This is a genomic window from Microbacterium hydrothermale (assembly GCF_004854025.1).
Taxonomy (GTDB): Bacteria; Actinomycetota; Actinomycetes; order Actinomycetales; family Microbacteriaceae; genus Microbacterium; species Microbacterium hydrothermale.
Map to the genome: position 1 here is coordinate 674,097 of NZ_STGM01000001.1, position 23,518 is coordinate 697,614.

Below are 23,518 nucleotides of genomic sequence, written 5' to 3' on the forward strand. Positions count from 1 at the left end.
TCGTTCCCTCGGGAAGGGGTTTCAGTTAATGTTGGCTAACTGAGATGCCAGGCTAACCCGAGCGGATGCCGATGACAAGAGTTTCCGAAGACCCCCTCGACCCGCCCCGCGCGGCCGTCGACCCTCCCGTCACGGCACCTCTCGACCCGCCGCCCGCCGACGTCGCGCCCGACAGCACCCCGTCGTCGAACCGCTCCCTGACACCCGAGCGCTCTCCGACACCCGACGGCTCCCCCGCCACCGCGCGCGACGGCTCCCCCGCCACCGCACGCGACCGCGCGAAAGCCGACCGACGCGCCGCCCTGCTCGCCGCCGCGGCGCGCCTGTTCGCCGAGCGCGGATTCGACGGCGTGACCCTCGGCGACATCGGCGAGGCCGTGGGCGTCAGCGGACCCGCCGTGTACCGGCACGTGACGGGCAAGCAGGCTCTCCTCGGCGCGATCCTCGTCGACGTCAGCGAGCGCCTGCTCGAGGGAGGGCGCCGAGTCGCCGCCGCCGCGGCATCCCCCCTCGACCGTCCCGCGGAACTCCCCGCCGACACGCCGCCCCCACCCACCCCCGGCCGGCGTGTCGCCACCGACATCCGCGCGACGGCAGACCCCGCCGCGGCGCTGCGGGCGCTCGTCGATTTCCACGTCGCATTCGCGCTCGCCGAGGCCGACGTCATCCGGGTACAGGACCGCGACCTCGACCGGCTCTCGCCCCACGACCGCCGGACGGTGCGCACCCTTCAGAACGCGTACGTCGCCGTGTGGACCGAGGCCCTCGCCGCGGCGCTCCCGGATGCCGAGGACGCCGCCGCGCGGCGCGTGCGCGCCCTCGCCTGCTTCGGGCTGATCAACTCGACGCCGCACAGCGTGCGCGGCGTGCCCGCGGCTCGCGTGCGGCCGACCCTGACCCGCATGGCGCTGGCGGCGTTGACGGCCTGAGCGCCGGCATCCGCCCCACCCCCGGTCACCGTCGAGCGACGCCTCCTCGGGTGTCCAGAACACCCGGAGGTGCCGAGGGCGACCACTCCCCCGGCACCCGGCCCGTGTACCCACCGTGTCGTGCCGGTGGGAATCCGTCTCAGCGCAGCAGCATCGCCCGCCCGGGCTCGCGCAGCACGCCGGCGACGTCGGTCAGGAAGCGCGCGGCCTCCGCCCCGTCCACGACGCGATGGTCGAACGACAGGCTGAGCGTGAGCACGTCGCGCAGCGCGATCTCGCCCCGATGCTCCCAGGGCGTCCGCCGCACGGCGCCGACCGCGAGGATCCCGGCCTCGCCCGGATTGAGGATGGGCGTGCCGGCATCCACCCCGAACACCCCGACGTTGGTGATCGAGAACGTCCCGCCGGTCATGTCGGCGGGGGCCGTCCGTCCGGCGCGGGCGGTGCCGGCGAGCTCGGCGATCGCGTCGGCGAGGTCGACGAGCGGCAGGCGGTCGGCATCCCGGATGACGGGCACCACGAGACCGCGATCGGTCGCGGCCGCGATGCCGAGGTCGACGTAATGGTGCTCGACGATCTCGAAGGCGTCCTCGTCCCACCGCGCGTTCAGCGCCGGCGTGCGCCCGAGGGCGAGGCACACCGCCTTGGCGACGATCGCGAGCACGCCGATGCGGTGCCCGTCGAGGGCGCGGTCGGTCTTGAGGGATGCCAACAGCTCGGTCGTCGCGGTCACGTCGACCGTGAGGAAGGTCGTCGCGTGCGGAGCGGTGAAGGCACTGTGCACCATCGCGGCGGCGGTGTGCTTGCGCACGCCCCGGATGGGGGTGCGCGTGACGCGATCGCCGGTCGCGGAGCCACCGGCCGGGGGGACCGTCGACGCGGGAGCGGGAGTGGAAGCTGTGGCCGGCACGCGCGCCGCGTACTCCTCGACGTGCGCGCGGGTGATGGTCTCACCCGGGTGGGCCGCGGCGACGAGCACGAGGTCGACGCCGAGGTCTTTCGCGAGCTTGCGCACCGGGGGCGTGGATCGCGGCCGCTCCAGCGGCAGGTCGATGGGTCCCGTGCGCACGACGTCGTGCGGAGCCGCCTCCCGCACGGCCGTATCGAGGTCGAGTGTCGTCGTCGCCCCCGCCCCTCGGGCACGCCGCCGCGGCCGCGCGCCCGAGCTCGGTGCGGCGCCGTATCCGACGAGGTTGGGGGTCGCGCGTTCGGGTTCGGTGGCGGCGGCCGCCGTCGTGCGGACGTCGCCGCCGCTGCGCCCGACAGGCACCGCCCGTTCCGGCGCGACGGACTCCGACTCCGCAGGACCGTCAGCTCCGGCGGTCGCCCCGACCGCCGTCGTGCGGACCTCGCCGCCGCTGTGCCGGGCCGGCACCGCCCGCTCCGGCGCGGCGGACTCCGACTCCGCAGGCCGGTCGGTCCGGCCCTCTCCGGATGCCGGGACCTCGGCATCCGGCCCGCCGACGGCGAACGACACCAGGGGTGACCCGACCAACACCACGTCTCCCGCGGCGGCGTGCAGCCCCTGCACGGTCCCGGCGTAGGGCGAGGGGATCTCGACGACGGCCTTCGCGGTCTCGACCTCCGCAATGGTCTGGTTCAGCGCGACCTCGTCGCCCTCGGCGACCAGCCAGGCCACGATCTCGGCCTCGGGCAGTCCCTCCCCGAGGTCGGGCAGAAGGAATTCGGCGATCATCGCACGCCCCCTTCCACGGTCGACGCGCTCGCCCCACCGGGCATCCCGGGCGTCTCGCGCTCGAGCACCCGGTCGACCGCGAACAGGATGCGATCCAGGTCGGGCACGTGGTGCTTCTCGAGCTTCGACGGCGGATACGGGATGTCGTGTCCGGTCACGCGCTGCGGGGGCGCCTCGAGGTACGCGAAGCACTGCTCGGTGATGCTCGCGACGAGCTCCGCCCCGACCCCCGCCTGCCGCGCGGCCTCGTGGGTCACCACGACGCGTCCGGTCTTGCGGACGGATGCCGCGACCGTGTTCATGTCGATCGGCGAGAGGGAGCGCAGGTCGATGACCTCGAGGGACAGGCCCTCGTCCTCCGCGGCGAGGGCTGCGTCCAAAGCCGTTCGCACCTGCGCGCCGTAGGTGACGATCGTCGCGTCGGTGCCCTCGCGGGCCACGCGGGCGAGGTGCATCGGCGGGGCGTCGGCGGGATCGGCATCCAGGTCGACCTCGCCCTTGGAGTGGTACAGGCGCTTGGGCTCGAAGAAGATCACCGGGTCGTCGGACGCGATCGCCTGCTGCAGCATCACGTAGGCGTCCTGCGGGGTGCTCGGGGCGACCACGCGGAGTCCCGCGGTGTGCACGAAGTACGCCTCGGGCGACTCGGAGTGGTGCTCGGCCGCGCCGACGCCGCCGGCCCACGGGATGCGGATGACGAGCGGCATCCGGATGCGCCCGTTGCTGCGGTAGTGGAGCTTCGCGACCTGGCAGACGATCTGGTCGAACGCGGGGTAGACGAAGCCGTCGAACTGGATCTCGACGACCGGTCGGTAGCCGCGCAGGGCGAGGCCGACCGCGGTGCCGACGATCCCGGCCTCGGCGAGGGGGCTGTCGATCACGCGCTGGGCGCCGAAGCGCTGCTGCAGCCCGTCCGTCACGCGGAAGACGCCGCCGAGCTTGCCGATGTCCTCGCCCATGAGCAGGACCTTGTCGTCGTTCTCGAGCGCCTGCGACAGGCCCGCGTTGATCGCGGAACCGAGCGTGAGCGCGGTCACTTCTCGAACCCCGCGAGGTAGTCGACGTACTCGGCCTTCTGACGGTCCAGACCCGCGTGCGGCTCGGCGTAGACGTGGTCGAACATCGTCTCGGGAGAGCGCGTGGTCGCCCCGATGCACGCGGAACGCACCTCCGCGGCGAGGGCGTCGGCCGCGCGGGCCACCTCGTCGAGGGCGGAGTCGTCGAGCACGCCCTCGGCGCGCAGGTACGCCTCGAGGCGCGCGATGGGGTCGCGGCGGGTCCACGCCTCGACCTCGTCGGCGTCGCGGTAGCGCGTGGGGTCGTCGCTCGTGGTGTGCGGTCCCAGGCGGTAGGTCACCGCCTCGATGAATGAGGGTCCCTCTCCGCGCCGAGCGCGGTCGAGGGCCCACCTCATCGCGGCGACGCACGCGAGGGCGTCGTTGCCGTCGATGCGCATGCTCGGGATGCCGAACCCCGGCGCCCGACCCGCGATCGGGTACTTCGCCTGCACGGTGACGGGTTCGCTGATCGCCCACTGGTTGTTCGAGCACACGAAGACGACCGGGGCGCGGAACGAGGAGGCGAACACCATCGCCTCGTTGACGTCGCCCTGGCTCGTGGCGCCGTCGCCGTAGTAGGCGACGGCGACGTCGGTGGACCCGTCACGCTGGGCGCCCATCGCCCAGCCGGTGGCGTGGAGCGACTGCGCGCCGATGATGATCTGCGGCGGGGCGGCGTTGATCGTGCGGTGGTCGTAGGCGGAGTGCTCCTCGCCGCGCCACGCCAGCACGTAGTCGGCGGGCTTCGCGCCCCGGCCGAGGAGCACGCCGTGCTCGCGGTAGCTGGGGAAGACGAAGTCGCCCGGGGCGAGGGCGTGCGCGGTACCGACCTGCACGGCCTCCTGACCGCGACAGGGCGCCCACAGCGCGAGCTGGCCCTGGCGCTGCAGGGCGACGCCCTCGGCGTCCACGCGCCGGGTGAGGACCATGTCGCGGTGGAGGGCGCGCAGCTCGTGGGGCGAGAGGTCGGTGATCCAGGGGTCGAGGTCGGCGTCGGGGACGCGCGTTCCGTCGGGCTCGAGGAGGCGCGCGACGTCGTCGACGTCGCCGCGGGTGCCGGTGGGTCCGCGGTCGGCGGCTCCCTGCTCCGGCGTGGTCTGGGTGTACGTCATCGTCATCCCTCCAGGTGCGGCCCGGGCTCCTCGTGAGAGCGGGGGCGGTCCGGGTGCCGGCAACAGCGCCGACGAGGCCGACCGTACGCGCGGAATGCACCCCGCTCAAGACCTCGCCGTCATATTGAGCACAGTGCACGTTGCGCGGCACAGAGGCACTGCTAATGTTTCGCAGCATGAGCAAGCTCGACGCGGTCGACCTCGACCTCCTCCGCGCCCTGTCCGCCGATCCGCGCGCCACCGTCGTCGCGCTCGCCGAGAAGCTCGGCCTCTCGCGCAACACCGTTCAGGCGCGCATGAGCCGCCTCGAACGCGGGGGCGTCTTCCTCTCGTTCGAGCGCACGCTGTCGGCCGAGGCCCTCGGTTTCCCGATCGAGGCGTTCCTGCAGGTGACGGTGCGTCAGGCCGAGCTGCCCGCGATCCGCGAGGAGCTCGCGAAGGTCCCCGAGGTGCTGCAGGCGCACGGCCTGAGCGGTCAGGTCGACCTGCTCGTGCGGGTCGCGTGCCGCGACACGCAGCACCTGTTCGACACCGACGCCCGCATCCTCGCGATCGAGGGCGTGGAGCGCACCGAGACGTCTCTCGTGATGGGCGAGGTCATCGGCTACCGGGTGGGTCCGCTGATGCAGCTGGCCCGCGAGGAGATCTAGCGGGCGCGAGCCGGTCGCGGAACCCCGTCCCGCATCCCGGCCCCGAGCCCCGAGCCCTGGGCCCCGAGCCCCGAGCCCCGAACCCGCCTGCTCGCATCCGCCCGGGCCCCGAGCCGGCCCCGGCCCCGTCCCCGCGATCGGACGCCGAGTTCCCCTAGGGCGCCGGCACCACCGGGATGCTCGCGGTCTCGGTCTTCGGTTCGGCCGGGCTCCCGGCATCCAGGCGCACCAGCACCACCCCGACGAGGATCAGCGCCCCGCCGACGAACTGGATCGGCGCCGGCGTCTCGCCCAGCAGCAGCCAGGCGAAACCGAGGGCGAACAGCACCTCGCTGAGCCCGACGAACGACGCCAGACGCGAGCCGATGAGCGGCACGGCGATGACTCCCAGCGCGTATCCGAGGGTCGTGGCGACCGCGCCCACCCAGAGCAGAGGCAGGATGCCGGGAACCTGCAGCCCCGCGAGCGACACCGTGATCGAGGGCGCGGCGAACGGCAGCACACCCACGCCCACGAGGGCGCCCATCAGCAGCGTGCCGACGACCAGCCCTCCGGCGGCTAGGGCGAGGGGCGGTAGGTCGTCGCCCGCGCGCCCGGCGATGACGAAGTACGCGGCGGCGCAGACGGCGGCGCACAGGGCGAACAGCGTCCCGAGCAGGTCGAAGCGCGCTCCGCTGATGTCGACGACGAGCACGAGCCCGGTCATCGCGACGACCGATCCGATGAGCACGGCCTTCGACGGCGCGCGGCGCGTGCGCACCCACACGGCGATCACGATGAGCACGGGCGCGATGTACTGGATCAGGAGGGCGACCGCGACCGGCATCCGCTGCATCGCGGCGAAGTAGAACAGCTGGCATCCGGCGACCGCGGTGAGTCCGAACGCCGCGATGAGGAGGCCGTGTCGCCGCAGGAATCCGCGCTGGCGTCGGATCGCCGCGATGAGCGCGGGCGAGAGCAGCAGCGCCGCGACCCCCATGCGCACGAGGAGCACGGCGCCGAGCGACCAGCCCCCGTCGAGGAGGGGTTTCACGAACGGGCCGCTGGAGGAGAAGGCCAGCGCCGAGGCGACGGCGATGAGGAGTCCCGTGACGGCTCCGGAGCCGCGGTGCGTGGGACGGGGAAGGGTGACGGACGACGTGGTCATGCGGGCCTGCTGTCAGGGGTCAAGAGTGATTACACTCGTGACAGTACGACCTGAGAATGTCAGGAGTCAACATGGTCTTCATCCGTGACACCGAACTGGTGCTGCGAGCGACCGTCGAACTGGTCAACACCCTGCCCCACACCGAGGTGAGCGGGGTCGACACCCTCACGACGATGGCGGAGCTCGACGACTTCGCCGAACGCCACACCTACACCGGCTCGCGCTCGCGCGACGACCGCGAACTGGCCGCCGTGCGCGGCATCCGGCGCCGGATCCAGGAGCTGTGGAGCGTCGATCGCGACGAGGCGGTCCCCCTCGTCAACGCGATGCTGCGCGACGGACGCGCCCTCCCCCAGCTCGTGCGGCACGACGAGTTCGACTGGCACATCCACGCGTCCGAGGCGTCGGACCACCTCGCCCAGCGCATGCTCGTGGAGACGGCGATGGCGTTCGTCGACGTCATCCGCGCCGACGAGTACGGCCGGGTGCGCGTGTGCGAGGCCGACGACTGCGACGGCGTCTACGTCGACTTCTCGAAGAACGGCTCGAAGCGGTACTGCGACTCCGGCAACTGCGGCAACCGCATGAACGTCATCGCTTATCGCAAGCGGAAGGCCGAGACGGCGTAGAGCGCGACCACGGCTGCCGGGTGGGGTCCCGCATCGCCCGCGGGATCTGTCCTGCCTAGCCCCGAGGCGCTGTCACGGCTGCCGGGCGGCGTCCTGCATCGCCCGCGGGATCTGTCCTGCCTGGCCCCGAGGCGCTGTCACGGCTGCCGGGCGGCGTCCCGCCTCACCGCCGGGCAGCGTCCCAGCGCACCCCCGGACGCCGTCCTGCCTCACGGGCCGGGCGCGGTCGCCCACCACCGGGCATCGTCCCGACTCACCGCCGGGCGCAGTCCTGCCTCACGGCCGGGCGCCGCCCCGCCGCCCCCGGGCGCCGCCCCGCCGGGCAGCGTCCTGCCTCGTCCTCCGAGTCACCGGGCTCGGGCCCTCCCTCAGCCCGCGTCGAGGAACTCCCTGATCGCGGATGCCGCCGCCTCGGGCGTCTCGTAGTGGATGAGGTGTCCGACGTCGGGGATCTCGACCAGCGCGGCATCCGGGAACAGTGTCGCGAGGTGCCGCTCGGCCTCGATCGGCGTGATGTCGTCCTTCTCGGCGGCGATGAGCAGCGTCGGCTGAGCGATATGCGGGGCGGATTCGCGGACGTCGTGCGACACGCTCGTGACGAACGCCTCGTGCAGCACGTCGCGGTCGGCGAAGCGCGAAAAGTACTCGTCGTGCTGCTCGTGCACGAAGCGGCGCAGGTCGGGGTCGCGCGTCTTGGCCATCGCGTTGCTCATGACGCGCACGATCAGCCCGTTGCGCAGCAGGGCCTCGCCGATCGGGCGCGGCAGTCTCGCCCCGGCCAGGTAGTAGAACACCGCGAGCCGGGTCAGCACACCACGCGGCCCCTCCAGCGCGGGGGCGCCGATGGGATTGACGAGGATGAGCCTCGGCGTCTCGAGCCCCGCCGCGACCGCCGCGGACGACACGATCGAGCCGAACGAGTGCCCGAGCACGACCGCACCCGGGGCGACGGCGTCGACGAAGTCGCGCAACCAGGCGGCGTAGGTGTCGAGGTCGTGGCGCCGACCGGGCAGCGGCGCCGTCTCGCCGAAGCCCGGAAGATCGGGAGAGACGACCCGGATGCCGGGGAGGTAGGCCACCACGGGATCGAGCCCGTGATGCTCGCCGCGGAACCCGTGCACGGCGACGATCGTCGTCGCGGCGTCGTCGTCTCCGTAGACCCAGTAGGCCGTGGTGCCGCCCAGGACGTCGATCTCGCGGCGCGCGACGGCGATCTCGGCGAGGCGCTCGGCGTAGGGGTTGGGCATGGGTCGAGTCTACGAGTGGGCTCCGACATCGCCGGCTCCTCGCCGCCGGGGCGGCCCCCTGGTCCGTATCGCCCGGTCCGGCCACCGGGTTGGCCGCCCGGGGTTGCCGCCGGCGTTGGCCGCCGGAGTTGGTCACCCAGGCCGACCGCCCGGGGTTGGCCGCCCGAGCCGGCCGTGCACCCCCGTCTCTGCGCGCCTGGTCGGCGATGTCGGACGCCCGTTCTACCGTGGGGCGCATGACCACGTGGCAGGCCGAGCCGCTCCCCCTCTTCCAGACGCCCGAGTGGGCGCGCCTGATCGGCGTCTTCGATCTCGAGACGACGGGTGTCGACGTCGAGAACGATCGCATCGTGACGGCGCACGTGGGAGTGCTCGACGCCGACGGCCACGTCGTCGACGCGCGCGACTGGTTGGCCGACCCCGGAGTCGAGATCCCCGCCGGCGCCGCGGCGATCCACGGCATCTCCACCGAGCGCGCCCGTGCCGACGGCGCGCCGGCTCCCCGCGTGGTGGCCGAGGTCGTCGAGGCTCTCTCGGCGCTCTTCGCCGCCGGCATCCCGGTCGTGGCGTACAACGCGCCCTTCGACTTCTCGATGCTCAAGAACGAGGCCGTGCGGCACGGGGTGGCGCCCATCCACGCCCCGTCGCCGGTGATCGATCCCCTCGTGGTCGACAAGACCTTCGACCGCTACCGTCGCGGCAAGCGCACGCTGTCGGTGGTGGCCGAGCATTACGCCGTGCCCCTCGACGCCGCTCACGAAGCCTCCGCCGACGCGGTCGCCGCGGGACGTCTGGCCCTGGCCCTCGCCGAGAAGTTCGGACCCTGGATGCCACCGACCCTCGACGAACTGCACACGCGCCAGATCGCGTGGGCCCGGGCGCAGGCCGCGAGCCTGACCGAGTACTTCGTGAAGATCGGGCGGTTGGATGCCGCGGCACCCCCGCTCGACGGAGCGTGGCCGATCCGCTGAGAGACGGAGCAGGATCGTCGACCGCGGTCGATCAGGGAGGACGCACGCGCACGGTCGTCACGAGCCGCCACCATCGGTGTTTCGAGGCTTCTCAGCGAGCGTGATCGCCTGCACGTCGGCCATCCCGCCGAGGCGTCCCCCGTCGCCGATCGATACGTCGCGCACATCGGCGATCCGATCGGGAGTCCCCCGTCATGCCGCCCCGCCCCGCCGATGTCGGAGGTCCCGGATACCGTTTCGACATGGACGCTGCCGCCCCTCTCACTGACCGGCCGTCACCGGCGGTGCGGGCGTGCGACGGGGTCCCGTGGCCGGCTGATGAAGAGCTCGACGACGAAGCGGCGTGGGCGCGGCTGCTCGATCTCGGCGCCGCGGGCCACGCCGACGACCCATTCGCCGCCGCCGAGCACTTCGCCGACGATCCGGGCACCCCGTTCGACGGCGCGTCCGTCTCGGTATCCGATCTCGACGCGGTTCTCGGTCATCTCGAGCTGATCGCCGCCGAGCGGCGACGCCTCGCGGCCGAAGAGGGCCGCCTCATCGCGACCGTGCTGCGCGACGCCGCCGCCGATCCGACGCCGTGGGTAGGCCCCGACCCGACCCTCGACCCCGCGTGGGACGATTCGCGGGGCCGCACCCTCGGTGCGGTACGACGTGACCGCATCGATCTCGCCCAGCGCGCTGCGGCTGCCGAAATGGCGGTGCGTCTGCGCCTCTCGGAGCAGACGATCCGCACGCGCGCTGCGCATGCCGAGGTGTTGCAGGAGCGCTGCCCGCGCCTGTGGGCCGAGTTCGCCAACGGGAACACGTCCGATCGCCATGCCGTCGAGGTGGCTCGGCTCGCGACCACGCTGCCACACGACGACACGGCTTGGAGCGCGTTCGACGACGGCGTCACCGATACGGCGACCACCCTGACACCCACGAAGTTCGCCATCGCCGCGCGTGCGCTCCGCGAGCGCGTCCACGCCGAGTCGATCGACGCACGCCACCGCCGCGCCGCGCGTGATCGCGGAGTGTGGATGACGCCCGAACTCGATGGGATGGCGTCGCTCAACGCCCTCCTGCCGGCCGAGAGAGCGCGCAGCATCCTGGCTCGCCTCGATCGTGCCGCTCGACACCTGCGCGCCGCACCCGACGAAGAGCGAACCCTTGCGCAGCTCCGCGCGGACGTGCTCGCCGACCTGGCGACCGCTCCCGCCCCCGGCGCGGCGATGACCGATGTCCCTCCCACTCCCGCCTCCCGCGGGGAGTCCGCGGGCGATCCGTCATCACCCCCCGCGCAACCGCGCGAGGCCGCCCGCCGCGACGAGCCCGCGCCCGCGGCAGCGCGCACGAGCCCCTCCGCTCCCACGGTCGTCGTCACCATCCCGGTGCTCACACTGCTCGGCGCTGGGCACGACCCCGCGACGCTCGAGGGTTACGGCCCGATCGACCTCGACACCGCGCGCCGCCTCGCCGGTGAGGCCAGGTCCTGGATCCGCTTGCTCACCCACCCCGTGACGGGCGCCCCGCTCGTCCTGGATCGCCAGACCTACCGCGTTCCTGCCGCCCTGCGCCGCTGGCTCGGCGTCACCTCGCCCACCTGCATCTTCCCCGGTTGCAACCGCGTCGCCCGCGACTGCGACCTCGACCACCTCACCGCCTGGGCCGACGGCGGCGCCACGAACGCCGACAACCTCGCGCCGGAGTGCCGACATCACCACCGCCTCCGACACGAGACCGGGTGGACCCCCGCGGTCGACCCCGTGACCGGCGACGTGCGATGGACGTCTCCGCTCGGGAGCACCTACGACACCGATCCGCCCCCGTTCTGATCGCGCGGCGGTGCCCCACCGCTCGCAACGCAACCCGACCACCCGCAACGCCCCACCCGCCGCAGCGCTGCCCCCGAGCCACGAGCCGCTGCCCACGAGCCGCTGCCCGCGACCCACGAGCCACGACTCACGAGCCACGAGCCACGAGCCGCGAGCCGCGAGCCGCGAGCCGCGGCGAAGCCTCGCCTCCCGCCCCTCGCCGCGGATGCCAAACTGAACCCGTGACCTGCCGCATCGCGACCGTGCAGATGGAGGCCGTCCCGGGCGACGTCGATGCGAATGCCGCGCTCATCGCGCGCCTCGTCGACGACGCCGCGGCGGGGGGAGCCTCTCTCGTCCTCTTCCCCGAGGCCGCCGTCACGGGGTATGACGAGCGTGCTTTCGCCGAGCCACTACCCGCGCTCACCCCCGGCGGGTGGTGGACCGCCGTGCAGGATGCCGTCGACCGCACCGGTGTCACCGCCGTCGTCAACACCGCCATGCAGCGGGCGGGATGCCGTTTCCTCAGCGACGTGATCTTCGCCCCCGGCCGCGAACCGCTCGCCGCCTACGACAAGCAACACCTTCATGACAGCGAGCGCACCCTCTTCACCCCCGGCGACCACGGCGCATCGTTCGTCCTCGACGGCCTCCGCTTCGCGCTCTCCGTCTGCTACGACGCGAACTTCCCCGAGCACGCGGCCGCCGCGGTCGGAGCCGGGGCGGACGTCTACCTCAACAGCGGCGCGTACTTCCCCGGGGGCGGACACCGTCGAGACCTCCACTACGCCGCTCGCGCTCTCGACAACGGCATGTACGTCGCGTTCAGCGGCCTCATCGGCGCGCCCCACGCGTTCATCGGCGGTTCAGCCGTCTTCGATCCCGTCGGCCGACGCATCGCCGCCGTCGGCGAAGGCGAACACCTGGCCTTCGCCGACCTGGACGCGGGGGTCATCGCCGAGACGCGCGAGCAGCAACGGATGTGGGCCGATCACCGCGACGGGCTCGGCCCCCACCGGCGCCTCGGGTCACTCGAGACGCCGGGCGCCGCGCGCTGACCGGTACACGCCCCCGAAGTCCGAACGAGGTCCGCGAGAACCGCCTTCCCCCACTCCCACTCGCCCAGGCCACTCGCGGTGTTGAGGTGCCCGAACCCGCCGGCGTCACGGAAGGCGCTTCCCCATCCGGAAGCGAACCGTTCGGCCACCTCGATCGGGCAGTACGGATCGTCGGAACTGGCGACGACCACGCTCCGGCACGAAAGCGGTCGCACCTCGACGCCGACGAAGCTCGACGCAGCCGCGCGCGGGAAGGCCTCGCCGGCGGGGTCCGGAGGTGCAACGAGCAGCATCCCCGCCACCGCCGCACGGGCGGGCCGCGCCTCCCACTCGGCCGCCGCCCAGCAGCCGAGGCTGTGCGCCACCAGGATGACCTCATCGTCCGACGCCGCAAGACGGGTGACAGCTCGATCCACGGCATCCACCCAATCCTCGAGCTCGGGCTCATCCCATGAGCGGGGCGCCATCCGCACGGCCTCGGCATCCCCTCGCCTCTCCCACCAGGTCTGCCAGTGCTGCTCCCCCGAGCCCCCGATGCCGGGAACGATGACCAATGCGACCATCGATGACCACCCCCTCACTTGTGCACCGCGCGAAATCGCGGCATCCCTCCCGAGAGAATGGAGGATGCACTCGCCAGATGCATCGAGCGCAAGCGATGTACAAGTGATCGGAGCCGAACACGATGGAATCACTCGACGCGATCGATCGCCGCATCCTCGAACTGCTGCAGGATGACGGTCGGCTGACCGGGGCCGAGGTGGGGCGGCGGGTCGGACTCTCGCAACCTGCCGCGAGCGCCCGCATCCTGCGGCTCGAACGCGCGGGTGTGATCGCCGGATACCGCGCGGTCATCGATCCCGCCGCCGTGGGGCTCGTCATCCACGCCGTCATCAGACTGCGCACCACCCACGCCCAGCTCGGCCCCGCCCGCGAGCTCGCCGAGCGCCTGCCGGAGGTCACGTCGATGGTCCGGGTCACCGGGGAGGACTGTCTCCTTTTCGACGTCAATTGCCCCGACGCCGCGCAGCTGGAGAGGGTGGTCGATACCCTGGCACGCTTCGGCCCCGTGACGACGTCCCTCGTCCTCAGTACCTACCCGCCGAAGCCGCTGCTGCCTCCGCGGAGCGCGTGATCGGCAGGCTTCGCATCCTCGACGAAAAGACGAGAGCCCCCCGTCCCGAAGGGCGAGGGGCTCTCGAAGCGGAACCGCTGCGGATCAACGACCGCCGAAGTTCTTGAAGCGCTGGTTGAACTTCTCGACGCGGCCGGCCGAGTCCATGATGCGCTGCTTACCCGTGTAGAAGGGGTGCGAGGCGGACGAGATCTCCACGTCGATGACGGGGTACTCCACGCCGTCGAGCTCGATCGTCTTGTCGCTCGAGACGGTCGAACGGGTGAGGAAGGTGTCGCCCGAACCGAGGTCGCGGAACACGACGGCCTTGTACGTGGGGTGGATGTCAGTCTGCATGGGAGGTCCTTTGAGAAGTGGTGCCCTGGATTCTGCCAGGACGTCAAAGTCTGCGGCGCCGGAGGCACCAACGGAAGAGTCTACCAGGCTCGAGCCGAAGCCGAAGCCGAAGCCGAAGCCGAAGCCGAAGCCGAAGCCGAAGCCGAAGCCGAAGCCAGAGCCAGAGCCAGAGCCAGAGCCAAACCTCGAGGCGTCACCCCGAACGGCTCACCCCCGACCCGACGTGGGCGGAACAACCCGCCCCCTCGGCTCAGACCGCGCGAGCGGCGTACCGCCCCGCCTCCTGCGTGAGGGTGATGTCGAGCCCGAAGGTGGCCGAGAGGTTCTCGGCCGTGAGCGCCTCGCTCAGGGGTCCGGATGCCACGACCTCGCCGTCCCGCAGCAGCAGCACGTGCGTGAACCCGACGGGGATCTCCTCGACGTGGTGCGTCACCATCACCATCGCGGGGGTCGTCGGCGCCTGCGCGTAACCCGACAGCAGCGACAACAGCTCCTCGCGGGCTCCGAGGTCGAGGCTCGCCGTCGGCTCGTCGAGGAGCAGCAGCTCGGGGTCGGTCATCACGGCGCGGGCGATCTGCACCCGCTTCTGCTCGCCGTCGCTGAGCGTGCCGAACGTGCGGTCGGCGAGGTGGTCGAGCTTCCACTCGGCCAGCACCCGCAGCGCGCGGCGCTCGTCGATGTCGTCGTAGTCCTCGCGCCAGCGCCCGACCACCGAGTAGGCGGCCGTCAGGACGACGTCGAGCACGGTCTCCTCCGGCGGCACACGACGAGCCATCGCCGACGACGCGAACCCGATGCGCGGACGCAGTTCGAACACGTCCGTGCGTCCCAGCCGCTCGCCGAGGATCGTCACCGCCCCGGACGTGGGGTGCAGCAGGGTGTCGGCGAGCTGCAGCACGGTGGTCTTGCCGGCACCGTTCGGGCCGAGCACCACCCACCGCTCGTCGTCCGACACCGTCCAGTCGAGGTGGGACACGATGTCCCGCGCGTTCCGGCGGACGACGACGTCGGAGAACTCGAGCACCTGAGGCATGTGGCTAGCCTAACGGGCGCGGCGGTTCGACCCGGATGCCACACGGCCCGCCCCCAGGGCTGTCGCGGCGTTCCTGCTCTCTCGGCGCGAAGTCTCCACGGGCCGCGATACCGGCGTCCCCGCGACCTCGACGCGAAACCCGCGCCGCCCGCCCGGAGCTGCTACCGCGCCGCCCCCGCGACCTCGGCGTACAGCGCCGACGTCTCCTGCGCGATCGCGCTCCAGCTGAACGCGTCGACGGCGCGCTGACGCCCGGCCTCGCCGTACGCGCGAGCCGTCTCGGCATCCGTCACGACCTCCGTGAGCACGCGGGCGAGATCGTCGACGAAACGGTCGGGATCCACGGGCGTCCCGGTGCCGTCCTGCACCTGCTCGATCGGCACGAGCCGCCCCGTCACGCCGTCGACGACGACCTCGGGGATGCCCCCGGTCGCGGTGCCGACGACCGCCGCGCCACAGGCCATCGCCTCGAGGTTCACGATCCCGAGAGGCTCGTACACCGAGGGGCACACGAACGTCGTCGCGGCGGTCAGGATCGCGCACAGCTCGTCGCGCGGAAGCAGTCGCTCGATCCACACGACGCCGTCCCGGGTGGCCTGGAGCCCCCGCACGAGCTCCTGCACCTCCGCCATGATCTGGGGCGTGTCGGGCGCACCGGCGCACAGGATCAGCTGCACCTCGGGCGGCAGCTGCTCCGCCGCGCGCAGCAGGTACGGCAGCCCCTTCTGCCGCGTGATGCGTCCGACGAACACGACCGACGGCCGCGCGGGATCGATGCCCTGCGCGCGCAGGAACGCTTCATCCGACACCGGATGCCACGACCCGGTGTCGATGCCGTTGTAGATCACGCGCACCTTCGCGGGATCCAGCGACGGGTAGCTGCGCAGGATGTCCTGACGCATGCCCTCGCTCACCGCGACGACGGCCGCGGCTCCCTCGTAGGCCGTCTTCTCGATGAAGCTCGACACCGCGTAGCCGCCGCCGAGCTGCTCGGCCTTCCAGGGCCGCAGCGGCTCCAGGCTGTGCGCGGTGACGATGTGCGGGATGCCGTGGAGGAGGGATGCCAGGTGCCCGGCGAAGTTCGCGTACCAGGTGTGGGAGTGCACGACGTCGGCGCCCGCGACGTCGGAGACGATCTCGAGGTCGGTGCCGAGCGTCTGGATCGCACCGTTGGCGGAGCCCAGTTCGACGGGCACGCCGTACGACGTGGTGTCCGCCTCGTCGCGCTGCGCACCGAACGCGCGCACCTGCACCTCGGTGCCCTCGGCCCGCAGCGCCTTGACGAGTTCGGTGGCGTGGACTCCGGCTCCCCCGTAGATCTCCGGCGGGTACTCCTTGGTCACGATGTCGACGCGCATGAGACGAACGGTAGTACAGCGAAGGGCGCGCCGACGACGTGTTTCCGCATCCCCCTCGGACCCCTAGGGTGGTGCCATGCCTGCAGCGCCGAAGGTCTTCGGAATCATCCTCGCCGGCGGCGAGGGAAAGCGACTCATGCCCCTGACGGCGGATCGCGCCAAACCCGCCGTCCCCTTCGGCGGCCAGTACCGCCTCATCGACTTCGCGATCTCGAATCTCATCAATTCGGGCCTGCGCCAGCTCGTCGTGCTGACGCAGTACAAGTCGCACAGCCTCGACCGCCACATCTCGCAGACGTGGCGCATGTCGCCCATGCTCGGCGCGTACGTGGCATCCGTCCCCGCCCAGCAGCGTCTCGGCAAGCGCTGGTTCTCCGGCTCGGCCGACGCGATCCTGCAGTCGATGAACCTGATCCGCGACGAGAAGCCCGACATCGTCGTCGTCATCGGTGCCGACCACGTGTACCGCATGGACTTCAAGCAGATGCTCGACGCCCACATCGCCTCCGACGCGCGGGCCACGGTCGCCGGCATCCGTCAGCCGATCTCGCTCGCGAACCAGTTCGGCGTCATCGACACCGACCCGAGCGACCCGACGAAGATCCGCGAGTTCCTCGAGAAGCCGCAGAACCCCACCGGTCTCGCCGACGCCCCGCACGAGGTGCTGGCGTCGATGGGCAACTACATCTTCGACGCCGACGCGCTGGTCGACGCCGTCACCCACGACGGCGAACTGCCCACCTCGGCGCACGACATGGGCGGCGACATCGTGCCGTACTTCGTCAACCGCGGAGAAGCGGCCGTCTACGACTTCAACCGCAACGACGTGCCGGGCTCGACGCCCCGCGACCAGTCGTACTGGCGCGACGTGGGCACGATCGAGTCGTTCTACGACGCGCACATGGACCTGATCTCGACCCTGCCCGTGTTCAACCTCTACAACAACGACTGGCCGATCTACTCGCAGACGTTCAACGCCCCGCCGGCGAAGTTCGTGCGCGACTCGGTCGGCCGCATCGGCAACGCGATCGACTCGATCGTGTCGCTCGGCTCGGTGCTGTCGGGAACCCACCTCGAACGCAGCGTCGTCGGCCCGTGGGCCCTCGCCGGGGGCGGGTCGACGATCACCGATTCGGTGCTCTTCGACAGCGTGCAGGTCGGTGCGGGAGCGCGCATCCACCGCGCGATCCTCGACAAGAACGTCGTCCTCGAGCCGGGAGCGACCATCGGCGTCGACCGCGAACGCGACCTCGCGCGCGGATTCACCGTCACCGAGACGGGCATCACCGTCGTCGGCAAAGACGTGCACGTCCACGCCTGAACGGACGATTCCGCCGACGCCACGGGGCGGTGACCGACATGGTCACCGCCCCGTTCGGCATCCGGGATCAGACGCCGACGCGCGCGAACGCGTCGCGCGAGATGCCCTTCTCGAGCACGGCCTTCGACCACTCGCGCGCGCTGTGCAGGCTGTGGTCGCGGTAGTTCCCGCAGCTGAACGCGTCGGTGCCGGGCACGTCGTCCCAGGTGACGTCCTCGGCGATCGCGCGCAGCGAATCGGAGATCGCTGTGACGAGCGCCTCAACGTCGGGCTCGCCCCACATGATCACGTGGAAGCCGGTGCGGCATCCGAACGGCGAGATGTCGATGAGACCGTCGATGCGGTCGCGCACGAGACTCGCGAGCAGGTGCTCGATGGTGTGGAGGCCGCCGGTCGGGATCTCCTGCTCGTTGGGCTGCACCAACCGCAGGTCGAAGTTGGAGATCACGTCGCCGCGGGGACCGGACTCGGTGCCGATCAGGCGGACGTACGGCGCCAGGACGGCGGTGTGGTCGAGGGTGAAGCTTTCGACGTCGGCCATGGGAGGGTCCCTTCTCAGGAGGCGGCGGAAACTCCCAGCCTACGGGCGGCCCCGCCCCCGGGCGCCGATCGTGACGCCGTGCGACGCCGCCGCGCGCGGCGCTCGGCGTGGGCGTATGGCGTGAGTGCCGTCACGCGCGGCGGTGAGCTGTTCGCGCGAGCTCCGGTCGGGGCGACGCGGGGCCCGGATGCCAGGCGCTAGGGTCGAGCGCGTGCCTGACACCGCTCGCTTCCTCGTCGTCCTCGACGCCGATTCGACCCTAATCCGCAACGAGGTCATCGAACTCCTCGCCGACGAGGCCGGCCGCGGCGCCGAGGTGGCCGCCGCCACCGAGGCGGCCATGCGCGGCGAGGTCGACTTCGCGACGAGCCTGCGCTCCCGCGTCGCCGCCCTCACCGGGGTTTCCACCGACGCCTTCGCCCGCGCGATCGCCCGGATCGAACCGACCCCGGGCGTCGACGAACTGGTCGCCGCGGTGCACGAGCGCGGCGGCGCGGTCGGCGTGGTCTCGGGCGGCTTCCACGAGGTGCTCGACACCGTCGCCCCCGCGCTCGGCGTCGACGTCTGGCGCGCGAACCGCCTCGCCGTCCGCGACGGCGCGCTCACCGGAGAGGTCGACGGCGAGATCGTGGATGCCGCGGCCAAGGCCGACACGCTGCGCCGGTGGGCCGACGAGTTCGGCGTTCCCCTGTACCTCACCTTCGCGATCGGCGACGGCGCGAACGACCTCGAGATGATGAAGGTCGCCGGACTCGGGATCGCGTTCAACGCCAAGCCCGCGGTGCGCCGGCAGGCCGATCTCGTGGTGGGGGACGTCGACCTGGCACAGGTCGTGGCGCTGCTGCCGCGCTGAGTTCGTCGGGGCGCCGGGGGCGGCGACGTGGCGGGGCGCCAAGCGGGACGGTGAGCGGGGCGCGACGCCGGGCGCGACGGTGAGCGGGGCGCGACGCCGGGCGCGATCGCGTGGCGCGGCACCGGGCGCGGCGGCGTGCCGCGACGCCGATCCCGCGCGACAGGGAGCCCTCTCGACGATGTCGGAGGGGCGTTCTACGCTGCGGTCATGGACGTGATCCTCGTACCCGGTCTCTGGCTCGACGCCTCCTCTTGGGATGCCGCACTCCCGGCCCTGCGCGCCGCGGGCCACCGCCCGCATCCCCTCACCCTCCCCGGTCCGGCCGCGGGCGACCTCGTCGTCGACGACTGGGTCGACGCGGTCGTCGCCGAGATCGACCGCCTCGACGCCCCGGTGGTGCTCGTCGGCCATTCCGGCGGCGGCAACGTCGTCTGGGGAGCCGCCGATCGCCGCCCCGAGCGCGTCCGGCGCGTCGTGCTCGTCGACACCGCGGTGCCCCCGCCCGGCGCGATGATCTCGGAGTTCCCCGTCGACGACGGCGTCGTGCACTTCCCCGGGTGGGACTTCTTCGACGACGACGACGTCTCCGACATCGACGACGCCACCCGTCGCCGCACCGCCGCGCAGGTGGTCGACGTACCCGGACGCGTCCCGAGCTCGCCGATCACCCTGACCGACGATCGGCGCTACGACATCCCCGTCACGATCCTGTCCGGTCGCCTCGACGCCGAGACGCTGCCGCGCATGCTCGCCGAGTGGGAGGCCTTCGCGCGGGAGTTCGAACGTCTCGCCGACGTCGAGGTGGTGCACCTCGACTCCGGCCATTGGCCGCAGTTCTCCCAGCCGGAGCGCTTCGCGGAGAGGCTCACTGCGTCCGTGAGGTGACGGGAGGGGCGGAGCGGGGTGTCTGAGCAAGACGCGACTCGCTGTACGGGCAAGCGCTCCCCGCGCCTAGACGTGCTGGCCTCGCCGTCAGTACCCCACGCCGAGGCCGCCGCCCACGGGAATCACCACACCGAGACGTGCTGGCCTCGCCGTCAGTGCCCCACGCCGAGGCCGCCGCCCACGGGAATCACCACACCGAGACGTGCTGGCCTCGCCGTCAGTGCCCCATCCCGAGACCACCGCCCACGGGAATCACCCCGCCGGGACGTGCTGTCCGCCCGTCAGTGCCCCATCCCGAGACCGCCGTCGACGGGGATCACCGCGCCGGAGATATATGCGGCGTCGTCACCGGCGAGCCAGGTGACGACTCCCGCGACCTCGTCGGACGAGGCGAACCGGCCCGCGGGGATGTTCTTCTTGTATTCCGCCTGCGTGTCAGCGGGCAGCTCGGCCGTCATGTCGGTCTCGATGAACCCGGGAGCGACGACGTTCGCGGTGATCCCCCGACCGCCCAGCTCGCGGGTGAGCGAACGCGCGAAGCCGACGAGCGCGCTCTTGGACGCGGCGTAGTTGATCTGCCCCGCCGAACCGTAGAGTCCCACGACGCTGGAGATCAGGATGACGCGGCCCCAGCGGGCCTTCAGCATCCCCTTCGACGCGCGCTTGACGACGCGGAACGCCCCGCCGAGGTTCGTGCTGACCACGCTGTCGAAGTCGTCCTCGCTCATGCGCAGGAGGAGGGTGTCTTTGGTCACCCCGGCGTTCGCGACGACGACGGCGATCGGACCGAGCTCCGCCTCGACCTGCGAGAACGCCGCGTCGACGGCGGCGGCGTCGGTCACGTCGGCGCGCACCGTGAGCGTGCCCTCGGGGCCCTCACCCGAGCGGGCGGTGACGGCGACCTTCCATCCCTCCGCCACGAAACGCTCGGCGATGGCACGGCCGATGCCCCGGTTTCCTCCGGTGACGACGACGACGCGGTCCTGGGACATGGCGGAACTCCTGAGATGCGAGGGACGGAATCGCCCCAGCCTACCGAGCGGGGGTCGGACGACCGTCGATCGGCGGCCGCGAGGTTTGACACGGGACGAGCGGCGCTGGAACGCTGGAACGAGCGCGACGAAAGGGAACACCGTGAGCGACGACCGCACCCCCGCCTCGAATCGACCCGAGGACACGACGGAGAACGGTACGCCCCTCTCCGCGTCGTCCCCGTCGGAGACTCCTTTCGCTCCCCGCGACGAGTCGAACGCTCGCGACGAGACGAGCGCTCGCGACGAGACGAACGGATCGGACTCCGCGGCGCACACCGACGCGGCCGCCGCGCGCGGTTCGGCGGACAGCGCCCCGGCGGCATCCGCCTACGGCGCGTCATTCGCACCGTACGGCGCGCCTGCCTCGGCCGCCCCGGCGCAGCCCGCGACGCCGCCGTACGACACGACCGGATCGCAGGAGGTCCCCGCGTACGGCGCTGCCCCCGCGTACGGCGCTCCCCCCGCCCCCGACGCCCCCGCGTACGGCGCCCCGGCCTACAGCGCCCCGGCCTACGGTGCTCCCGCCTCCGGTGGCGGCGCGTACGGGGCCTCCGGATACGGCATGGCCTCCATGCGCACGAACTCCCTCTCGATCGTGTCGCTCGCGGCATCCCTCATCGGTCTGCTCGTCATCCCGGTGATCGGCCAGATCGTGGGCATCGTGACCGGCCACATCTCCCTTCGGCAGATCAAGGCGACCGGCGAACGCGGTCGCGGAATGGGACTCGCCGGCCTGCTGATCGGCTACATCAGCCTCGGCCTCGGACTGCTGTTCGCCGTCGGGATCGCGATCCTCATCGCCGTGACCACCGGGTCGAGCGGCTCCCGCTACGGCGTCTGATCCTCTCCGGCGACATCCCGCCCGCCACCGCGACGGCGGGCGGGATGTCGCTTGTCATGACGTCGAGAAGACCGTCCGCCGAACGCGCCGCCCCTCCCCCGGACGGGCGTACCCTGAGACCACTGTGAAGACAAACCGCGCCCAGTCCGCGACGTCGCTCCCCAAGGCTCCCCGGGAGGACGCCGACAGCCGTTTCGCCAAGTACATGGTGATGATGGGGATCCGCATCGCGTGCTTCATCGCGATGGCGGTCGTCACGCCCTACGGCTGGTACACGTTCGTCTTCGCCGCCGGCGCGATCTTCCTGCCGTACCTCGCGGTCATCGTCGCCAACGTCGGCCAGGATGCCGCCGACACCACCGCCATCAGCCCCGAGCGGGCGATCGAGGCTCCCCGTCCCGCACCCGCCGCCGCCGCAGCCGGACCCGATGCCCCGGTGGTCATCCGCATCGCCGAGACCCCGCGGCTCGACGCGCGCGACCGCGACGACCGCTCGTGAGCGACGCCCCCGTCGAGTGCTCCCGAGCAGGATGCCGCGACGTCGCGGTCTGGGCCGTGCGGTGGCGCAATCCGCGCATCCACGCCGCCGACCGCCGCAAGGTGTGGGTCGCGTGCGACGCGCACGTCGCCTACCTGCGGGAGTTCCTCGCGGCTCGCGACTTCCCCGTCGAGGTCGCGGCGCTGACGGTCGAATCGGCCTGAGCGCCGACGCGACGTACCCTGGTTGACGTGGATGCGAGGCGTGGAGTGAGCGTGCGCGACGCGAACGGCGCGGGTGCGACGCCCGCGAACGCGTCACGCGCGGATGCCGTGCGCGCGGACGCACCGCCGGAGGCGGCCGCGTGAGCGCCCGCGAGATGCCCGCCGCCGGACGCTGGGCGATCTACGTCGGCATCGCCGTCGTCTTCGCGATCGCGTGCGCGTTCCTGTCGAACTGGCAGTTCTCGCGCAACGCCGAACGCAGCGAGCAACTGCAACTGGTGGCCGAGAACTACGACGCACCGGTCGTCCCCCTCGGCGACCTGCTCTCCCCCGGAGCGGACCTCACCCCCTCCGACGAGTGGCGGCCCGTGCGCCTCGAGGGGCAGTACCTCGCCGACGAGCAGCTGCTGGTGCGCAACCGCGCGCACGGGGGCTCCGCGGCGTACGAGCAGCTGGTCCCCTTCCGTCTCGACGACGGACGCGTCTTCCTCGTCGACCGCGGCTGGCTGCCACCCGGGAATCAGCAGGCCGAGCCCGACGACATCCCCGCTCCCCCCTCCGGAGAGGTGGTCGTCGAGGTGCGCCTGCGGCCGGGAGAGGCCGCGCCCACCTCGGGCCGGACCGCCGAGGCGGGACAGGTGCCCACCATCAACCTGGGCCTCGTCGCCGAGCAGACGGGGCCGCTGGAGCAGGGCGCCTACGGACTGCTGATGTCGGAGACCCCCGCGCCGGCGACGGCGCCCCTCGCGGTCGACCCGCCCAGCAACGACCCCGGGCCCTATCTCTCGTACGCGATCCAGTGGATCCTCTTCGCCGTGATGGGCTTCGGCTTCATCACCTACGTCATCATCAACGAGCGCAAGCTCCGTCGCGAGGATGCCGAAGAAGACGACGACGCGGATGCCACCGCCACCGCCACCGCCACTGACGCTGACGCTGACGCTGAGGTCGAGGTTGCGGCCGAACCCGTCGCGGCCGGATCGGGCCGTCGCCGCGTCGACCCGGTCGCTCTGCACCGCGCGCGCAAGCGTCCGCGCGACCGCGACGCCGACGACGAAGACGCCCTTCTCGACGCGCACTGATCGACGCGCACTGACCGACGCGCACTGACCGGCGCGCACCGACCGACGCGCACCAACCGGCGCACGCGAGCGACGATCCCGCGCTTTCACGCTCGAGACCGTTC

General features: G+C 72.1%; 25 protein-coding genes. 14 read left to right on the forward strand and 11 right to left on the reverse strand.

Annotated features, from left to right (window positions below; genetic code table 11):
• Positions 1 to 71 precede the first annotated feature (71 nt).
• The gene (locus FB047_RS03250) at positions 72 to 929 is read left to right on the forward strand and encodes a TetR/AcrR family transcriptional regulator (RefSeq protein WP_136585760.1); all 858 of its coding nucleotides are present in this window, start codon (positions 72 to 74) and stop codon (positions 927 to 929) included.
• Between the two features lie 139 nt (positions 930 to 1,068).
• Here the strand turns inward: FB047_RS03250 and FB047_RS03255 are convergent, their stop codons facing one another.
• Genes FB047_RS03255 through pdhA form a run of 3 tightly spaced genes read right to left on the reverse strand, consistent with a single transcriptional unit; the run spans position 1,069 to position 4,795 of the window.
• A complete protein-coding gene (locus FB047_RS03255) occupies positions 1,069 to 2,625 on the reverse strand; it encodes a dihydrolipoamide acetyltransferase family protein (protein ID WP_136585761.1) in 1,557 nt (518 codons plus the stop codon).
• Positions 2,622 to 3,662 carry an alpha-ketoacid dehydrogenase subunit beta gene (locus tag FB047_RS03260; protein WP_136585762.1) on the reverse strand — a complete coding sequence of 347 codons (1,041 nt, stop codon included), beginning with the start codon at positions 3,660 to 3,662 and terminating at the stop codon, positions 2,622 to 2,624. Before FB047_RS03260 ends, FB047_RS03255 begins: the two co-directional genes overlap by 4 nt.
• Positions 3,659 to 4,795: a pyruvate dehydrogenase (acetyl-transferring) E1 component subunit alpha gene (gene pdhA, locus FB047_RS03265; protein ID WP_240752534.1), complete on the reverse strand. Its 1,137-nt coding sequence runs from the start codon at positions 4,793 to 4,795 to the stop codon at positions 3,659 to 3,661. The genes FB047_RS03260 and pdhA overlap by 4 nt, the downstream gene beginning before the upstream one ends.
• A gap of 176 nt (positions 4,796 to 4,971) precedes the next feature.
• Between pdhA and FB047_RS03270 the strand changes: the two genes are divergently transcribed.
• A complete protein-coding gene (locus FB047_RS03270) occupies positions 4,972 to 5,445 on the forward strand; it encodes an Lrp/AsnC family transcriptional regulator (protein WP_136585763.1) in 474 nt (157 codons plus the stop codon).
• Positions 5,446 to 5,599: 154 nt separating this feature from the next.
• On the opposite strand, the gene FB047_RS03275 is transcribed toward FB047_RS03270, so the two are convergent.
• Entirely contained in the window at positions 5,600 to 6,592 is a 993-nt protein-coding gene (locus FB047_RS03275; RefSeq protein ID WP_136585764.1) for an EamA family transporter, read from the reverse strand.
• A 71-nt stretch (positions 6,593 to 6,663) separates the two neighbouring features.
• On the opposite strand from FB047_RS03275, the gene FB047_RS03280 reads away from it, so the two are divergent.
• The gene (locus tag FB047_RS03280) at positions 6,664 to 7,221 is read left to right on the forward strand and encodes a CGNR zinc finger domain-containing protein (RefSeq protein WP_136585765.1); all 558 of its coding nucleotides are present in this window, start codon (positions 6,664 to 6,666) and stop codon (positions 7,219 to 7,221) included.
• A 368-nt stretch (positions 7,222 to 7,589) separates the two neighbouring features.
• On the opposite strand, the gene FB047_RS03285 is transcribed toward FB047_RS03280, so the two are convergent.
• A complete protein-coding gene (locus FB047_RS03285; protein ID WP_136585766.1) occupies positions 7,590 to 8,468 on the reverse strand; it encodes an alpha/beta fold hydrolase in 879 nt (292 codons plus the stop codon).
• Between the two features lie 236 nt (positions 8,469 to 8,704).
• Between FB047_RS03285 and FB047_RS03290 the strand changes: the two genes are divergently transcribed.
• The 3 genes from FB047_RS03290 to FB047_RS03300 all read left to right on the forward strand — a co-directional run bounded on the left by FB047_RS03290 (position 8,705) and on the right by FB047_RS03300 (position 12,293).
• Positions 8,705 to 9,439: an exonuclease domain-containing protein gene (locus FB047_RS03290; RefSeq protein ID WP_205822613.1), complete on the forward strand. Its 735-nt coding sequence runs from the start codon at positions 8,705 to 8,707 to the stop codon at positions 9,437 to 9,439.
• Between the two features lie 242 nt (positions 9,440 to 9,681).
• Positions 9,682 to 11,256, forward strand: coding sequence for an HNH endonuclease signature motif containing protein (locus FB047_RS03295; RefSeq protein ID WP_136585768.1), 1,575 nt, complete (start codon positions 9,682 to 9,684; stop codon positions 11,254 to 11,256).
• Positions 11,257 to 11,477: 221 nt separating this feature from the next.
• Positions 11,478 to 12,293 carry a carbon-nitrogen hydrolase family protein gene (locus FB047_RS03300; RefSeq protein WP_136585769.1) on the forward strand — a complete coding sequence of 272 codons (816 nt, stop codon included), beginning with the start codon at positions 11,478 to 11,480 and terminating at the stop codon, positions 12,291 to 12,293.
• Here FB047_RS03300 and FB047_RS03305 read toward each other — a convergent pair.
• Positions 12,227 to 12,856, reverse strand: a complete 630-nt coding sequence (locus FB047_RS03305) for an RBBP9/YdeN family alpha/beta hydrolase (RefSeq protein ID WP_136585770.1) — start codon at positions 12,854 to 12,856, stop codon at positions 12,227 to 12,229. The two genes, FB047_RS03300 and FB047_RS03305, sit on opposite strands and share 67 nt — an antisense overlap.
• A gap of 122 nt (positions 12,857 to 12,978) precedes the next feature.
• On the opposite strand from FB047_RS03305, the gene FB047_RS03310 reads away from it, so the two are divergent.
• Complete coding sequence (locus FB047_RS03310; RefSeq protein WP_136585771.1) at positions 12,979 to 13,428, forward strand: Lrp/AsnC family transcriptional regulator; 450 nt, start codon at positions 12,979 to 12,981, stop codon at positions 13,426 to 13,428.
• A gap of 84 nt (positions 13,429 to 13,512) precedes the next feature.
• Here FB047_RS03310 and FB047_RS03315 read toward each other — a convergent pair whose 3' ends face one another.
• From FB047_RS03315 to glgA, 3 genes are all read right to left on the reverse strand, one after another.
• Entirely contained in the window at positions 13,513 to 13,764 is a 252-nt protein-coding gene (locus tag FB047_RS03315) for a type B 50S ribosomal protein L31 (RefSeq protein WP_055837630.1), read from the reverse strand.
• A gap of 250 nt (positions 13,765 to 14,014) precedes the next feature.
• Positions 14,015 to 14,797 (reverse strand): ABC transporter ATP-binding protein, encoded by a 783-nt coding sequence (locus FB047_RS03325; RefSeq protein WP_136585772.1) that lies wholly within the window; start codon positions 14,795 to 14,797, stop codon positions 14,015 to 14,017.
• A 161-nt stretch (positions 14,798 to 14,958) separates the two neighbouring features.
• Complete coding sequence (gene glgA / locus FB047_RS03330; RefSeq protein ID WP_136585773.1) at positions 14,959 to 16,155, reverse strand: glycogen synthase; 1,197 nt, start codon at positions 16,153 to 16,155, stop codon at positions 14,959 to 14,961.
• A gap of 76 nt (positions 16,156 to 16,231) precedes the next feature.
• Here glgA and glgC point away from each other — a divergent pair, with 76 nt between their 5' ends.
• A complete protein-coding gene (gene glgC, locus FB047_RS03335; RefSeq protein ID WP_136585774.1) occupies positions 16,232 to 17,476 on the forward strand; it encodes a glucose-1-phosphate adenylyltransferase in 1,245 nt (414 codons plus the stop codon).
• A 67-nt stretch (positions 17,477 to 17,543) separates the two neighbouring features.
• Here the strand turns inward: glgC and FB047_RS03340 are convergent, their stop codons facing one another.
• On the reverse strand, positions 17,544 to 18,017 hold the full coding sequence (locus FB047_RS03340; protein ID WP_136585775.1) for an S-ribosylhomocysteine lyase: 474 nt from the start codon (positions 18,015 to 18,017) through the stop codon (positions 17,544 to 17,546).
• Between the two features lie 211 nt (positions 18,018 to 18,228).
• On the opposite strand from FB047_RS03340, the gene serB reads away from it, so the two are divergent.
• Positions 18,229 to 18,870: a phosphoserine phosphatase SerB gene (gene serB, locus FB047_RS03345; RefSeq protein WP_136585776.1), complete on the forward strand. Its 642-nt coding sequence runs from the start codon at positions 18,229 to 18,231 to the stop codon at positions 18,868 to 18,870.
• Between the two features lie 207 nt (positions 18,871 to 19,077).
• A complete protein-coding gene (locus tag FB047_RS03350) occupies positions 19,078 to 19,755 on the forward strand; it encodes an alpha/beta fold hydrolase (protein WP_136585777.1) in 678 nt (225 codons plus the stop codon).
• Positions 19,756 to 20,036: 281 nt separating this feature from the next.
• Here the strand turns inward: FB047_RS03350 and fabG are convergent, their stop codons facing one another.
• Complete coding sequence (fabG, locus tag FB047_RS03355; RefSeq protein WP_136585778.1) at positions 20,037 to 20,747, reverse strand: 3-oxoacyl-ACP reductase FabG; 711 nt, start codon at positions 20,745 to 20,747, stop codon at positions 20,037 to 20,039.
• A 142-nt stretch (positions 20,748 to 20,889) separates the two neighbouring features.
• Between fabG and FB047_RS03360 the strand changes: the two genes are divergently transcribed.
• The 4 genes from FB047_RS03360 to FB047_RS03375 all read left to right on the forward strand — a co-directional run bounded on the left by FB047_RS03360 (position 20,890) and on the right by FB047_RS03375 (position 23,414).
• A complete protein-coding gene (locus tag FB047_RS03360) occupies positions 20,890 to 21,630 on the forward strand; it encodes a DUF4190 domain-containing protein (RefSeq protein ID WP_136585779.1) in 741 nt (246 codons plus the stop codon).
• A 124-nt stretch (positions 21,631 to 21,754) separates the two neighbouring features.
• A complete protein-coding gene (locus FB047_RS03365; RefSeq protein WP_136585780.1) occupies positions 21,755 to 22,129 on the forward strand; it encodes a DUF3099 domain-containing protein in 375 nt (124 codons plus the stop codon).
• The gene (locus tag FB047_RS03370) at positions 22,126 to 22,332 is read left to right on the forward strand and encodes a hypothetical protein (RefSeq protein WP_136585781.1); all 207 of its coding nucleotides are present in this window, start codon (positions 22,126 to 22,128) and stop codon (positions 22,330 to 22,332) included. Before FB047_RS03365 ends, FB047_RS03370 begins: the two co-directional genes overlap by 4 nt.
• A 155-nt stretch (positions 22,333 to 22,487) precedes the next feature.
• Positions 22,488 to 23,414, forward strand: a complete 927-nt coding sequence (locus FB047_RS03375; RefSeq protein ID WP_136585871.1) for an SURF1 family cytochrome oxidase biogenesis protein — start codon at positions 22,488 to 22,490, stop codon at positions 23,412 to 23,414.
• The last annotated feature ends 104 nt before the right edge of the window (positions 23,415 to 23,518 follow it).

Bases quoted from the DNA above. Each gene is read 5' to 3' on its own strand.
- FB047_RS03250 (WP_136585760.1), top strand. From the start codon at position 72: ATGACAAGAGTTTCCGAAGACCCCCTCGACCCGCCCCGCGCGGCCGTC.
- FB047_RS03255 (WP_136585761.1), bottom strand. From the start codon at position 2,625: ATGATCGCCGAATTCCTTCTGCCCGACCTCGGGGAGGGACTGCCCGAG.
- pdhA (WP_240752534.1), bottom strand. From the start codon at position 4,795: ATGACGTACACCCAGACCACGCCGGAGCAGGGAGCCGCCGACCGCGGA.
- FB047_RS03270 (WP_136585763.1), top strand. From the start codon at position 4,972: ATGAGCAAGCTCGACGCGGTCGACCTCGACCTCCTCCGCGCCCTGTCC.
- FB047_RS03275 (WP_136585764.1), bottom strand. From the start codon at position 6,592: ATGACCACGTCGTCCGTCACCCTTCCCCGTCCCACGCACCGCGGCTCC.
- FB047_RS03280 (WP_136585765.1), top strand. From the start codon at position 6,664: ATGGTCTTCATCCGTGACACCGAACTGGTGCTGCGAGCGACCGTCGAA.
- FB047_RS03285 (WP_136585766.1), bottom strand. From the start codon at position 8,468: ATGCCCAACCCCTACGCCGAGCGCCTCGCCGAGATCGCCGTCGCGCGC.
- FB047_RS03290 (WP_205822613.1), top strand. From the start codon at position 8,705: ATGACCACGTGGCAGGCCGAGCCGCTCCCCCTCTTCCAGACGCCCGAG.
- FB047_RS03295 (WP_136585768.1), top strand. From the start codon at position 9,682: ATGGACGCTGCCGCCCCTCTCACTGACCGGCCGTCACCGGCGGTGCGG.
- FB047_RS03305 (WP_136585770.1), bottom strand. From the start codon at position 12,856: ATGGTCGCATTGGTCATCGTTCCCGGCATCGGGGGCTCGGGGGAGCAG.
- FB047_RS03310 (WP_136585771.1), top strand. From the start codon at position 12,979: ATGGAATCACTCGACGCGATCGATCGCCGCATCCTCGAACTGCTGCAG.
- FB047_RS03315 (WP_055837630.1), bottom strand. From the start codon at position 13,764: ATGCAGACTGACATCCACCCCACGTACAAGGCCGTCGTGTTCCGCGAC.
- FB047_RS03325 (WP_136585772.1), bottom strand. From the start codon at position 14,797: ATGCCTCAGGTGCTCGAGTTCTCCGACGTCGTCGTCCGCCGGAACGCG.
- glgA (WP_136585773.1), bottom strand. From the start codon at position 16,155: ATGCGCGTCGACATCGTGACCAAGGAGTACCCGCCGGAGATCTACGGG.
- glgC (WP_136585774.1), top strand. From the start codon at position 16,232: ATGCCTGCAGCGCCGAAGGTCTTCGGAATCATCCTCGCCGGCGGCGAG.
- FB047_RS03340 (WP_136585775.1), bottom strand. From the start codon at position 18,017: ATGGCCGACGTCGAAAGCTTCACCCTCGACCACACCGCCGTCCTGGCG.
- FB047_RS03350 (WP_136585777.1), top strand. From the start codon at position 19,078: ATGGACGTGATCCTCGTACCCGGTCTCTGGCTCGACGCCTCCTCTTGG.
- fabG (WP_136585778.1), bottom strand. From the start codon at position 20,747: ATGTCCCAGGACCGCGTCGTCGTCGTCACCGGAGGAAACCGGGGCATC.
- FB047_RS03375 (WP_136585871.1), top strand. From the start codon at position 22,488: ATGCCCGCCGCCGGACGCTGGGCGATCTACGTCGGCATCGCCGTCGTC.